At 59.8% G+C, this 12,559-nt stretch carries 12 protein-coding genes; 9 read left to right on the forward strand and 3 right to left on the reverse strand.

Features of this window, described 5'->3' with window-relative positions; genetic code table 11:
* Positions 1-3: 3 nt before the first annotated feature.
* Entirely contained in the window at positions 4-618 is a 615-nt protein-coding gene (locus AB7M29_RS16945) for a GNAT family N-acetyltransferase (protein WP_052964266.1), read from the forward strand.
* On the opposite strand, the gene AB7M29_RS16950 is transcribed toward AB7M29_RS16945, so the two are convergent.
* Positions 584-1,477 (reverse strand): LysR substrate-binding domain-containing protein, encoded by an 894-nt coding sequence (locus AB7M29_RS16950; RefSeq protein WP_454247350.1) that lies wholly within the window; start codon positions 1,475-1,477, stop codon positions 584-586. The genes AB7M29_RS16945 and AB7M29_RS16950 overlap by 35 nt on opposite strands.
* Positions 1,478-1,565: 88 nt before the next feature.
* A complete protein-coding gene (locus tag AB7M29_RS16955) occupies positions 1,566-1,802 on the reverse strand; it encodes a hypothetical protein (protein ID WP_052964268.1) in 237 nt (78 codons plus the stop codon).
* 184 nt (positions 1,803-1,986) lie between these two features.
* Here AB7M29_RS16955 and AB7M29_RS16960 point away from each other — a divergent pair, with 184 nt between their 5' ends.
* Positions 1,987-2,547, forward strand: a complete 561-nt coding sequence (locus tag AB7M29_RS16960; protein ID WP_052964269.1) for an NADPH-dependent FMN reductase — start codon at positions 1,987-1,989, stop codon at positions 2,545-2,547.
* 210 nt (positions 2,548-2,757) lie between these two features.
* On the opposite strand, the gene AB7M29_RS16965 is transcribed toward AB7M29_RS16960, so the two are convergent.
* On the reverse strand, positions 2,758-3,708 hold the full coding sequence (locus tag AB7M29_RS16965; RefSeq protein WP_217854711.1) for a DUF1853 family protein: 951 nt from the start codon (positions 3,706-3,708) through the stop codon (positions 2,758-2,760).
* 124 nt (positions 3,709-3,832) lie between these two features.
* Between AB7M29_RS16965 and AB7M29_RS16970 the strand changes: the two genes are divergently transcribed.
* The 7 genes from AB7M29_RS16970 to AB7M29_RS17000 all read left to right on the forward strand — a co-directional run bounded on the left by AB7M29_RS16970 (position 3,833) and on the right by AB7M29_RS17000 (position 12,535).
* Positions 3,833-4,723 (forward strand): NAD(+) kinase, encoded by an 891-nt coding sequence (locus AB7M29_RS16970; RefSeq protein WP_007906781.1) that lies wholly within the window; start codon positions 3,833-3,835, stop codon positions 4,721-4,723.
* Positions 4,720-5,694, forward strand: coding sequence for a metallophosphoesterase (locus AB7M29_RS16975; protein WP_195840098.1), 975 nt, complete (start codon positions 4,720-4,722; stop codon positions 5,692-5,694). The genes AB7M29_RS16970 and AB7M29_RS16975 overlap by 4 nt, the downstream gene beginning before the upstream one ends.
* Positions 5,691-6,563, forward strand: a complete 873-nt coding sequence (locus AB7M29_RS16980) for a rhomboid family intramembrane serine protease (protein WP_454247351.1) — start codon at positions 5,691-5,693, stop codon at positions 6,561-6,563. Before AB7M29_RS16975 ends, AB7M29_RS16980 begins: the two co-directional genes overlap by 4 nt.
* A 30-nt stretch (positions 6,564-6,593) precedes the next feature.
* The gene (locus tag AB7M29_RS16985) at positions 6,594-6,854 is read left to right on the forward strand and encodes a YeaC family protein (protein WP_038984092.1); all 261 of its coding nucleotides are present in this window, start codon (positions 6,594-6,596) and stop codon (positions 6,852-6,854) included.
* The gene (locus tag AB7M29_RS16990; protein WP_454247352.1) at positions 6,851-7,681 is read left to right on the forward strand and encodes a DUF2797 domain-containing protein; all 831 of its coding nucleotides are present in this window, start codon (positions 6,851-6,853) and stop codon (positions 7,679-7,681) included. The genes AB7M29_RS16985 and AB7M29_RS16990 overlap by 4 nt, the downstream gene beginning before the upstream one ends.
* Positions 7,682-7,691: 10 nt before the next feature.
* On the forward strand, positions 7,692-10,349 hold the full coding sequence (pepN, locus tag AB7M29_RS16995; protein WP_454247353.1) for an aminopeptidase N: 2,658 nt from the start codon (positions 7,692-7,694) through the stop codon (positions 10,347-10,349).
* 1,118 nt (positions 10,350-11,467) lie between these two features.
* Positions 11,468-12,535, forward strand: coding sequence for a WD40/YVTN/BNR-like repeat-containing protein (locus AB7M29_RS17000; RefSeq protein WP_454247354.1), 1,068 nt, complete (start codon positions 11,468-11,470; stop codon positions 12,533-12,535).
* Positions 12,536-12,559 lie beyond the last annotated feature (24 nt).

The following is a 12,559-nucleotide window of genomic DNA, read 5'->3' on the forward strand; positions in this document are numbered from 1 at the left end:
AGTATGCAACCAGTCATGAATCCCAAATACCCAGGCCTCTCGGTGCGTGTCGCCGATGAGGGGTTTGCGGCTTATATCTGGGGCAGTGATTTCAGTTTTGAAGTCGCCGCCTATGGTGCCGCGCAAATAGGTAAGCCGGTGGCGCAGTGGCCGGTGACGCCAATCACCCCGTATCGCAAGTGTTATGGCATCGATCCCGAGGAATTCAGCAGTTTTCACGATGCCACTGACAGCGCGATTTTCATGGCCTATCTGGATGACGAGCCGGTGGGTCATTTGGTGGTCAGCACCAACTGGAACGGCTTCGCCCATATCGACGAATTGGCGGTGCATGCTCCGGCGCGCCGTCATGGCGTGGCCAAGTCGCTGCTGGATGTGGCGCAGTTCTGGAGTCGCAAGAAAAAACTGCCGGGCATCATGCTGGAAACCCAGAACAACAACCTGGGCGCCTGTCGGCTTTATGAGCGCTGTGGCTATGTGGTCGGCGGGATCGATCATCTGCGCTACCGCGGGATCGATCCGAACACCGCTGAGGTGGCGCTGTTCTGGTATCGGCTGTTCGATAATCCGCTGGAAAACCCGCTCAGCTCGCCAGCATCGCCACGGCTTGTTCCGTGATGATGTCCAGCAGCGCCTGAGCGGCCGGTGAGGGCTCGGCGCTCTTGAGGCTCAAGGCATAGACGTTGATCGGTACGGCAGGCGCCAGTGGGCAGGCATCGAGCCCGGCCGATTTGGCGCCGAGGGCGGTAAACGGGTCGACGATCGCCAGGCCTTCACCGGCCTCGACCATGCTGCGCATCATTTGATGAGTCTGTACCCGGGTCTGGATGACCGGGGCAGGGCGCAGCGCATGCAGCTTGTTGTCCAGCGCCGGGCTTAACGGATCGTGACCTTCCAGGCCTACCATCGACTGGCCGGCCAGGTCCTGCAGCGAGATGTACTTCTGTTTCGGTTGCAGCCAGCCATGGGGCGCCAGCAGCTGGAGCTTGCCTTGAGCGATGACCTGGCAATGGATATCGGCGTGCTCCGGGTCATGCAGGCTCAGGCCCAGATCGCTTTCACGCAGCAGCAGGCTTCTGACAATTTCGCGGGTCGGCTGGCTCAGGAGGGTGCAAGGTGCGTCGGGGAGGCGTCGGCGCAGGGCCGCAATGCTGTGTGGCAACAGTTGTTGTGCCAACGGCGGGGTGCAGATGATTCGCAGGGGCAGGGCCAAATATTGCTTGAGGCTGCTGGCCAGTCGCTGGACCGGCTCGAGGGCTTCGTAGACGTGGGCGATCTCGACCTGCAACTCCCGCGCCTCGCGCGTGGCTTGCAGGCGACCACGCACGCTGGCGAACAGCATGAAGCCCAACTGATCCTCGGCATCACGCAGGGTGCGTTCAACCTCGGCCACCGGCAGCTGCAGCCATTCGGCGGCGGTGCCCAGGTGACCGGTCTGCAGGAGCGCCTGGATCACTTCGATATGACGTAAACGCATGCGTGAAGTCCATGTTCAGCAGGTGAGGGAGTCAGTCACTGAATCCTAACTCAAGTGCGCGCATATGACTTCTGCTCATAACAGCGGGTTATGAGGCCACGTTCGTTTCAGGTTCGCGAGTGAGGGTGACGCCTGATTGCACCAGCACAAATTCGTTGTCGTCGAGTTTGTTGAGCCGGTCGCCAATGGCCAGCTTATAGGTGGTGACAGGCACCGAGCCGGCGAGGCCGTCGTGCGACGGGGTGGATTCCTGGAACTCATGCACGGAATAAACGCGGCCTTCCGCGTCTCTTGCATGGAACTGACCGACGAGTACTGCTGCCATCTGCTTAGAACCTCTGGAGATAAATCACTCAATTTGCGGTTCTGTAGACCGTGGTTGGGCGAGGTAAGTTTTCCTACAGGAAAAAAATAGTCAGGGGCGGTGTTTTTCCGTCGCCCACTGGTTGAATCGTCATTTGATCATCTATAACTAGAAGCTCTTCCCATCGGACAGTCGAGAATCCTCCATGAGCAACGTCTACGAGATCGCCGTTCTGGTCGGCAGCCTGAGAAAAGCGTCGATCAACCGCAAGGTCGCGCTGGCGCTGGCCGAGCTGGCGCCTGCCAATCTGAAGCTGAATATCGTCGAAATCGGCGATTTGCCGCTCTACAACGAAGACATCGATGGCGAATCACCGCCGGCAGCCTACAGCACTTTCCGACAACAAGTGAGTTCATCCGACGCGGTGCTGTTCGTGACCCCGGAATATAACCGTTCGGTGCCGGCGCCGTTGAAGAATGCGATCGACGTGGGTTCGCGCCCCTATGGCAAGAGCGCCTGGAACGGCAAGCCGGGTGCGGTGATCAGCGCTTCACCGGGCGCCGTTGGCGGATTTGGCGCCAACCACAACGTGCGCCAGTCCATGGTGTTTCTCAATGTGCCGTGTATGCAACAGCCTGAAGCCTATCTGGGCGGTGCCGGTTCAGCGTTCGACGAGGCGGGCAATTTGTCGGAGTCGGTCAGGCCGTTCTTGCAGAAATTCATCGATGCGTATGCGCAGTGGGTTGAGCAGCATAAAAAGCAATGACCCGTTATGTGGCGCTGATTAGTTGTTGTGTCAGCCACAATCCCTGTGGGAGCGGGCTTGCTCGCGAATGCAGTTTAACATTCAACGTTTATGTCGATTGACACACCGTCTTCGCGAGCAAGCCCGCTCCCACATTGGATCTCCTTATGGCGAAGGTCCTTGTAGGAGCGAGGCTTGCCCGCGAAAACGCCCGCCCAGACGCTACAAAACTCAACCATTACCCGGCACATTCGGCCAAAGATCGGATACCAGAAACAGCCGCTCGGCTTCTTCCCAATCCCCTTTGCCATTCTCTGTCAGCCGCACCATCAATTGCGCCGGTGCCAGCGGGTCCAGATCGCTCAGCCATGCACTCAGTTGTTCAGCGTTCCAGGTCTGCTCTTCGGGATAGTGCGCCGGCGCCAGCCAGGCATGGCGGGGCAGGGGTTGCCAGCGACCGAATGGGCGCTGCAGGACAAAGTCCGCCCAATCCTTCTGATGCAGCCAGCTACCACGCAAATGCTGAGGGTGCGCGCCGCTGGGTGATTCGGCCTGCCCCGGCCACGGATAGAGCAGATAGCCGCCCAGCCACAGATGCGCGCTGAACTGCTGGATATCTAGCGACGCCAGCACTGCACGGCTCTCCGCCCGCGCGGAAATCGGTAATTGATGCTGGCTCAGGTGCTTCAGTTTACGGTCGAGCCGATCATGACAACCCGGTCCGAGCCACTGCGCGGTGTCGTGGCCGTCACCGTTCTGTGGCCCAAGGTAGAGCTTGATCGCCAGTTCCAGGTGATGCACGCCATCGCGATCACGCAGCAGCATGTCCAGTTCACCCAAGGTGTGGCCTTCACGGCGGATCGGCATGTTGGCGGCAATCAGTTCGATACCCGGCGCGTGTCGCACGGCGTATTGCCACAGCCGCTCGTAGTACAGACCCAGGCGCCGGGTTCTGGCCTGGGCCAGCCAGTGCAGCAAGTCGTAGCTGTCGCGATCCAGTTGCCTGAGCCAGTGTTCCAGGCGCTCCGGTGCCTGCACCCAGTCGCTGCCCGCCAGCGGATGACGCTGTGGCCACGGGGTGACGCTGAGCATCGGCGGTGCGAGGATGACCCAAGCCAGGTCGCGCACTTCAGGGTGGCGCAACTGGTGAGGTAACTGGAGCAAATCTGGAAATAGGATCATCTTGCGAGCATAGCCCGAAACGCGAGCGCACCGTCGTGGCTGAAAGGGTTTTGTCTACGCCGCGCTTTCGCCCATAATCGTGTTTTTCGCCGTCGCAGGCCCTCCGCGTCCCAATAGGAGCCCCATGGAGCAATTTCGTAATATCGGCATCATCGGTCGCCTGGGCAGTTCTCAGGTGCTGGATACCGTCCGCCGACTGAAACGGTTTCTGCTCGATCGTCACCTGCACGTGATCCTCGAAGACACCATCGCCGAAGTCCTGCCGGGTCATGGCCTGCAAACTTCGTCGCGCAAGATGCTTGGCGAAGTCTGTGACATGGTGATTGTGGTCGGTGGTGACGGCAGTCTGCTGGGCGCCGCCCGGGCGTTGGCCCGACACAATATTCCGGTGCTCGGCATCAACCGGGGCAGCCTGGGATTCCTGACCGATATTCGTCCCGATGAGCTGGAAGTCAAAGTCGCCGAAGTGCTCGACGGCCACTATCTGGTGGAAAACCGCTTCCTGCTGCAAGCCGAAGTCCGTCGCCACGCCGAGGCCATCGGCCAGGGCGATGCGCTGAACGACGTGGTGCTGCACCCCGGCAAATCGACGCGGATGATCGAGTTCGAGTTGTACATCGACGGCCAATTCGTCTGCAGTCAGAAGGCCGACGGCCTGATCGTTGCCACGCCGACCGGTTCGACCGCTTACGCGCTGTCGGCGGGCGGCCCGATCATGCATCCCAAGCTCGACGCTATTGTGATTGTGCCGATGTACCCCCATACCTTGTCAGGTAGACCGATCGTGGTCGATGGCAATAGTGAGCTGAAAATCGTCGTGTCCAAAGATATGCAGATTTACCCGCAAGTCTCCTGTGACGGGCAGAATCACTTCACCTGCGCGCCCGGTGACACCATCACTATCAGCAAGAAAGCGCAGAAACTGCGGCTGATTCATCCGCTCGATCACAACTACTATGAAGTCTGCCGGACCAAGCTCGGCTGGGGCAGCAAGTTGGGTGGTGGAGGCGACTGATGCTCGATCCCGCGCGTAGCTACGACCTGATCGGTGACGTGCACGGTTGCGCTCTGACCCTTGAGCACTTGCTCGACCGGCTCGGTTACCACAAGCAGGCTGGCGTCTGGCGGCATCCGTCGCGCATGGCGGTGTTCCTCGGCGACATCATTGACCGCGGCCCGCGAATTCGCGAGGCGCTACATATCGTCCACGATATGGTCGAGGCCGGCCAGGCGCTGTGCATCATGGGCAACCATGAATTCAACGCCCTCGGCTGGAGCACTCCGGCGTTACCGGGCAGCGGCCAGCAGTTCGTGCGTGAACATACGCCGCGCCACGGTCGCCTGCTCAAGGAAACCCTGACCCAGTTTGAAGATCACCCCGAAGATTGGCATGACTTCCTGCAATGGTTCTATGAATTGCCATTGTTCGTCGATGCCGGGCGCTTTCGCGTAGTGCATGCCTGCTGGGACGCCAGCCTGATCGAGCCTTTACGCGGGTTGTTCCCCGACGGTTGCATCGATGAGCACTTCCTCCAGGCCTCCGCGGTGCCGGGCAGTTTTGCCTGCACCGTGTTCGATCGCCTGTTGCGCGGCACCGACATGCGTTTGCCCCATGGGTTGACCATGACCAGTGGCGACGGCCTGACGCGCTCGTTTTTCCGCACCAAGTTCTGGGAAGACGACCCGCAAACCTACGGAGATATCGTGTTCCAGCCCGACGCCTTGCCTGAGCCGGTGGCCCGGACGCCACTGTCCTCCACCGAAAAAGACAACTTGCTGCGCTACGGCGTCGATGAGCCGTTGTTGTTCGTCGGCCACTACTGGCGCAGCGGCAAACCGGCGCCGATCCGTCCGAACCTGGCGTGCCTGGATTACAGCGCGGTGCTCTACGGCAAACTGGTCGCTTATCGTCTGGATCAGGAAACCCGTCTCGACCCGCATAAATTTGTCTGGGTCGATGTCGAGCGCCCGGAGGTGTTGCGATGACGGCGGTGGCGGTATTGCGTCTGCCTCTGGCGGTGGATTTGAGCGGGTTCGTCAAACTGCTGCAGCGCATGCAAGTGCCCCATCGGGTCAGCGAAGAGGCGGGCGAACAGGTGCTGTGGGTGCCGGCCAACATCAGCGAAGACGTGCGCTCATTGTACGAACGCTTTCCGGCAGGCGACCCCGATCAGCAACTGGATATCCCGATCACGCAGACACGGCAGCGTCCAGGCTTCGTCGAGCAATTGCGCCACAGCAAGGCTACGGCGTTGGTGCTGTTGCTGAGCCTGATCGTCGCCATGGTGACGCTGCTTGGCGAGAATCTCGAAACGATACGCTGGCTGACCTTCCTCGATTTCCGCGTGGTCGGCGAGTACATCCATTTCACGCCATTGGCCGACAGCTTGGCGGCGGGGCAGTGGTGGCGTCTGGTGACGCCGATGCTGATCCACTTCGGCATCCTGCACCTGGCCATGAATGGCATGTGGTACTGGGAATTGGGGCGGCGCATCGAGTCGCGTCAGGGCAGCATCAATTTGATCGGCCTGACGCTGCTGTTCAGCCTGGTGTCCAACTATACCCAATACCTTTTCAGCGGCCCGAGCCTGTTTGGCGGGTTGTCCGGGGTGCTGTACGGCCTGCTCGGGCATTGCTGGATCTTTCAGATCCTGTCGCCGAACCCGGCGTATCGCCTGCCCCGAGGGGTGCTGGTGATGATGCTGGTGTGGTTGCTGGTGTGCCTGTCCGGGCTGGTTTCGATGATCGGCTTCGGCCAGATTGCCAACGCGGCCCACGTCAGCGGGTTACTCATCGGATGCTTCACCGGTTTGTTGGGCGGTTTGTACAACCGCCGTAAACTGACTTCCAAATAAGCTATGTGATTAAAGAGCGCGGAGCCCTTGATGTCCTCTTTTAACGAAATGATCAAAAACATCACCCCGGATATCTACCAGAGCCTGAAACTGGCGGTGGAAATCGGCAAATGGTCCGACGGTGGCAAACTCACCGCCGAGCAGCGCGAACTGTCTCTGCAAGCGATGATCGCCTGGGAAATCCAGAACCTGCCCGAGGAAGAGCGCACCGGCTACATGGGCCCGCAGGAATGCGAGTCGAAGTCGATTGAAGTGCCAAACATTCTGTTCAAATCGGATGCCATCCATTGATCGAGATTGGCCGCGGTGCAATCAGCAAAATGTCGGCGCGCCTTGACGGGCCGAACGTTCAGTACGCCTTTCGTCTGGGCGACGCCGAGGTACCGGTCAATCCGTTGATCGGCAGCACGGTACGCCTGGAATACCTGGGGGCGATCCACTGCACCCATTGCGGACGCAAGACCAAAACCAGTTTCAGCCAGGGTTACTGCTACCCGTGCATGACCAAACTGGCGCAGTGCGACATTTGCATCATGAGTCCGGAACGTTGCCACTACGATGCCGGCACGTGCCGTGAGCCTGCGTGGGGCGAAAAATTCTGCATGACCGATCATGTGGTGTATCTGGCCAATTCGTCGGGGATCAAAGTCGGCATAACCCGTGCTACGCAGCTGCCCACTCGTTGGCTCGATCAGGGCGCCAGCCAGGCATTGCCGATCATGCGCGTCGCGACCCGTCAGCAGTCGGGCTTCGTCGAAGACCTGTTCCGCAGCCAGGTAGCCGACAAGACCAACTGGCGTGCTTTACTCAAGGGCGATGCCGTATCTGTGGACCTGGCGCAGGTTCGCGATCAGCTGTTTGAAAGTTGTGCGCAAGGTTTGCAAGGTTTGCAGGAACGATTTGGCCTACAAGCAATCCAGACCATTACCGATGTCGAACCGCTCGAGATCCGCTATCCGGTCGAGCAATACCCGGCCAAGATTGTCAGCTTCAACCTGGACAAGAACCCGATTGCCGAAGGCACGCTGCTGGGGATCAAGGGCCAGTACCTGATTTTCGACACCGGCGTGATCAATATTCGTAAATACACGGCCTACCAGCTCGCCGTGCATCAGTAAGGATTCCAGTATGCGCACCGAACAACCGAAGATGATCTACCTGAAGGACTATCAGGCGCCTGAGTACCTGATCGACGAGACGCACCTGACCTTCGAGTTGTTCGAGGACCACAGCCTGGTCCATGCGCAACTGGTGATGCGCCGCAATCCTGAACGTGGCCCGGGCCTGCCGCCGCTGGTGCTGGACGGTCAGCAACTCGAGCTGCTGTCGGTGACATTGGCCGACCGTGAGCTGAGCGCCGCCGACTACCAGTTGACCGAGAATCACCTGACCCTGCAACCAACGGGTACAAGCTTCACGGTCGACACCAGCGTCAAGATCCACCCGGAAACCAACACGGCCCTGGAAGGCCTGTACAAATCCGGCACCATGTTCTGCACCCAGTGTGAAGCCGAAGGTTTCCGCAAGATCACCTATTACCTCGACCGCCCGGACGTGATGAGCACGTTCACCACCACGGTGGTCGCCGAGCAGCACAGCTATCCGGTGCTGCTGTCCAACGGCAACCCGATTGCCTCAGGTCCGGGCGAAGACGGCCGGCACTGGGCGACCTGGGAAGACCCGTTCAAGAAACCGGCTTACCTGTTTGCGCTGGTGGCCGGTGACCTGTGGTGCGTCGAAGACACCTTCACCACCATGACCGAGCGCTCCGTGGCGCTGCGCATCTATGTCGAGCCGGAAAACATCGACAAGTGCCAGCACGCCATGAACAGCTTGAAGAAGTCGATGCGCTGGGACGAAGAGGTTTACGGTCGCGAGTACGACCTGGACATCTTCATGATCGTCGCGGTCAACGACTTCAACATGGGCGCCATGGAGAACAAGGGCCTCAACATCTTCAACTCCAGCGCCGTACTGGCCCGCGCCGAAACCGCTACCGACGCCGCGCACCAGCGTGTGGAAGCGATCGTTGCCCACGAATACTTCCACAACTGGTCGGGCAACCGCGTGACCTGCCGCGACTGGTTCCAGTTGTCGCTGAAGGAAGGCTTCACCGTGTTCCGCGATTCCGGCTTCTCCGCCGACATGAACTCGGCCACGGTCAAGCGCATCCAGGACGTGGCTTACCTGCGTACCCACCAGTTTGCCGAAGACGCCGGCCCGATGGCTCATGCCGTGCGCCCGGACAGCTTCATCGAGATTTCCAACTTCTATACCCTGACCGTGTACGAAAAGGGCTCGGAAGTGGTCGGCATGATTCACACCTTGCTTGGCGCTGACGGTTTCCGCAAAGGCAGCGACCTGTACTTCGAACGCCATGACGGCCAGGCCGTGACCTGCGACGACTTCATCAAGGCCATGGAAGACGCCAACGGTGTTGACCTGACCCAATTCAAACGCTGGTACAGCCAGGCCGGCACACCACGTTTGGCGGTGAGCGAGTCCTACGACGCCGCAGCGAAAACCTACAGCCTGACCTTCCGCCAGAGCTGCCCGGAAACCCCGGACAAGGTGGAAAAACTGCCGTTCGTGATTCCGGTGGAACTGGGCCTGCTGGACAGCAAGGGCGGCGAAATTGGCCTGCGTCTTGCCGGTGAAACCAGTGCTCAAGGCACCTCGCGGGTTATTTCGGTGACTGAGGCCGAGCAGACCTTCACCTTCATCGACATTGCTGAAAAGCCGCTGCCTTCGTTGCTGCGTGGCTTCTCGGCGCCAGTGAAACTGAGCTTCCCGTACGACCGCGATCAGCTGATGTTCCTGATGCAGCACGACAGCGACGGTTTCAACCGCTGGGATGCCGGTCAGCAATTGTCGGTGCAGGTGCTGCAAGAGTTGATCGAACAGCAACAGAAGGGTGAAACGCTGGTGCTGGATCAGCGTTTGGTTTCTGCGCTGCGTACTGTGCTGTCCGACGATACGCTTGATCAGGCGATGGTCGCCGAGATGCTTTCGCTGCCGGGCGAGGCGTATCTGACCGAGATCAGTGAAGTGGCTGACGTAGACGCCATTCACACGGCCCGCGAGTTTGCCCGTAAGCAATTGGCTGAAGGCTTGTTCGAGGCATTGTGGCTGCGTTATCAGGCCAATCGCGATCTTTCGAAGAAAACGCCGTATGTGGCCGAGGCCGAGCATTTCGCCCGCCGCGCGCTGCAAAACATTGCGCTGTCGTACCTGATGCTCAGCGGCAAGCCGGAAGTGTTGGCGGCGACCCTTGAACAGTTCGACACCAGCGACAACATGACGGAGCGTCTGACGGCGTTGGCGGTGGTGGTGAATTCGCCGTTCGAAGAACAGAAAGCCACGGCGTTGGCGACCTTCGCCGAACACTTCAAGGACAATCCGCTGGTCATGGATCAGTGGTTCAGCGTTCAGGCGGGTAGCACGTTGCCGGGCGGTCTGGAGCGGGTCAAAGCCTTGATGCAACACCCGGCGTTCACGATCAAGAATCCGAACAAGGTGCGGGCACTGATCGGCGCGTTTGCCGGGCAGAACCTGATCAACTTCCACGCGGCCGATGGTTCCGGGTATCGGTTCCTGGCGGATCTGGTGATCGAGTTGAACGGGTTTAACCCGCAGATCGCCTCTCGCCAACTGGCGCCGCTGACTCGCTGGCGCAAATACGACAGCGCTCGTCAGGCGTTGATGAAAGGTGAGCTGGAGCGGATTCGCGCTTCGGGGCAACTGTCCAGCGATGTGTTTGAAGTGGTCAGCAAAAGCCTGGCCTGAGTTTGGCCTTGCTCCCGCAGGGTTCACTCGGACCCCTGTGGGAGCGGGCTTGCTCGCGAAGGCGGCCTGATAGCCGACCGGGATTTTTGATGGTGTACATATCCGTTTCTGCGGTCACGGTGGCTGGCGGTTTCGCTCTTACAGCGAGTCCCTTTTCCAAACGCCGAAAAGGAACCAAAAGGCTTTGCCCCTCCATTCGGTGCCTCGCTTAGGCTCGGCATGCCATAACGAAGGCATTGCTCCGGGGGCCCGCCGCCATCGGCCATCCATGGCCGGGGGCGGCTACCGCGGCATCCTTGCCGCGGTGCCCCCTGCGCAATACCTGCGTTCGGCCTCTGGGAAAGGGGCAGGCAGATCAAGATCAAAAGCCACAGCAACAGCAACGGCAACGGCAAGATCAACAGCTTCGCGAGCAAGCCCGCTCCCACAGTTGGACTGGGTACATCCGGGGAAAATTGGTCGGCTGACAGGCGCCATCGCAGCGATGCGGCGACCCGACAAGCCAGCTCCCACAAAAAATCAGAGCACATCCAAAATCAGAGCATATCCGCTCTGCTTTTCACCACTCAACAGGCCGAGCGTTAGCTCGCCTGCAGCTTTTGATGTTGACGCACCGCCCCCTCGAGAGGCCGAGAGGAGGTTCTGCGCAGTGGGCAACCCGGCATGGATGCCGGGTTAGCCGCCCCCGGCCATGGATGGCCGATGGCGGCGGGCCCACGGAGCAGGACCGGAGCGAGGGCATGCCGAGCCTGGGCGAGGCACCGAACGAAAGGGGCAAAAGCGCTTTGGTTACTTTGGCGCTTTTCCAAAGTGACCCGCTGTAAGAGCGGAACCAATAGCCGCCGTAACCGCAGAAACGGATATGTACACAAAAAAACCAATCACCCCACCTGATACCCAATCATTCACCCCCACCCCATACCCCTCAGGTTAACAAAACATAACGTGGTGTCGATTGTCAGACCTTTCCAAACCCCGATAGGATAAGCCAGCTTCCGAAGGGGCTCTGGATTGCGGGTTTCAGGACTATGCTCCTGAATAGGTCAATCCCGATGCGCATCCCTTACGGCGCCCTGAAGGGTTGAACGACCTAACAATAATAATGTGGGGGAAGGTCTATGAGTGAGCCTGTCATGGGTGTGAGTATTGGCCGCCCGCCGGCGTTACGCAGGTTCGCGTTGCTGGCTACAGCGCTCTCGCTGTTGGGCTGTACCGTGCTGTCGGCGCCTGCGCTGGCCGCTGCCGCGTCGGCCTCCGACGTGGTTTATTCCGTTGAGTCCGCCAAGGCCAGCAAAGGCCTGATGCTTGATGTCGTACACGCCGGCAAACGCCTGGTGGCGGTCGGCGATCGCGGGCACATTCTGTATTCCGATGACCAGGGCGCGACCTGGACCCAGGCCAAAGTACCGACCCGGCAACTGCTGACGGCGGTGTTTTTTGTCGATGACAAACACGGCTGGGCCGTTGGCCATGACGCGCAGATCCTCGCCAGCGAAGACGGTGGCATCACCTGGACCAAACAATTCGAAGACCTGACACGCGAATCGCCGCTGCTCGACGTCTGGTTCAAGGACGTTAACAGCGGCTTTGCCGTGGGCGCTTACGGTGCCTTGCTGGAAACCACCGATGGCGGTAAAAACTGGGAAAACGTCAGCGATCGCCTCGACAACGAAGACCAGTACCACCTCAATGCCATTGCTGCGGTCAAGGATTCCGGCATTTTCATCGTCGGCGAGCAGGGCAGCATGTTCCGCTCCACCGATGAAGGGCAGACCTGGGAAAGGCTTGAAGGCCCCTATGAAGGCTCGCTGTTCGGTGTGATCGGCACCGCGCAACCGGCCACACTGCTGGCCTATGGGTTGCGCGGCAATCTCTACCGTTCCACGGATTTCGGCAGTACTTGGGAGCAGGTCGAGCTCAAGGCTGCACGCGGCGCACTGGAGTTCGGTCTGTCCGGCGCGACATTGCTCGATGACGGTTCCATCGTGATCGTCGGCAACGGCGGCAGCATTATTCGCAGCACAGACGACGGCGAAACCTTCAGCGTGTTCAACCGTCCGGATCGCATCTCCGTCTCGGCGGTGACTGCGGCAGGCAACGGCAATCTGATTCTGGCTGGACAGGGTGGCGTTCGCGTCACTTCGCCCACCGGCGCAGAGAATGGAAAAAACGGGTCGTCCAAATGAGCCGGGCAAATAATAAGAAGGCGG

It is taken from the genome of Pseudomonas sp. F-14 TE3623, assembly GCF_053629015.1.

Excerpts from the sequence above, each read along its gene's own strand:
- pepN (WP_454247353.1), top strand. The coding sequence starts at position 7,692 with ATGCGCACCGAACAACCGAAGATGATCTACCTGAAGGACTATCAGGCG.
- AB7M29_RS17000 (WP_454247354.1), top strand. The coding sequence starts at position 11,468 with ATGAGTGAGCCTGTCATGGGTGTGAGTATTGGCCGCCCGCCGGCGTTA.
- AB7M29_RS16980 (WP_454247351.1), top strand. The coding sequence starts at position 5,691 with ATGACGGCGGTGGCGGTATTGCGTCTGCCTCTGGCGGTGGATTTGAGC.
- AB7M29_RS16985 (WP_038984092.1), top strand. The coding sequence starts at position 6,594 with ATGTCCTCTTTTAACGAAATGATCAAAAACATCACCCCGGATATCTAC.
- AB7M29_RS16960 (WP_052964269.1), top strand. The coding sequence starts at position 1,987 with ATGAGCAACGTCTACGAGATCGCCGTTCTGGTCGGCAGCCTGAGAAAA.
- AB7M29_RS16950 (WP_454247350.1), bottom strand. The coding sequence starts at position 1,477 with ATGCGTTTACGTCATATCGAAGTGATCCAGGCGCTCCTGCAGACCGGT.
- AB7M29_RS16955 (WP_052964268.1), bottom strand. The coding sequence starts at position 1,802 with ATGGCAGCAGTACTCGTCGGTCAGTTCCATGCAAGAGACGCGGAAGGC.
- AB7M29_RS16945 (WP_052964266.1), top strand. The coding sequence starts at position 4 with ATGCAACCAGTCATGAATCCCAAATACCCAGGCCTCTCGGTGCGTGTC.
- AB7M29_RS16965 (WP_217854711.1), bottom strand. The coding sequence starts at position 3,708 with ATGATCCTATTTCCAGATTTGCTCCAGTTACCTCACCAGTTGCGCCAC.
- AB7M29_RS16970 (WP_007906781.1), top strand. The coding sequence starts at position 3,833 with ATGGAGCAATTTCGTAATATCGGCATCATCGGTCGCCTGGGCAGTTCT.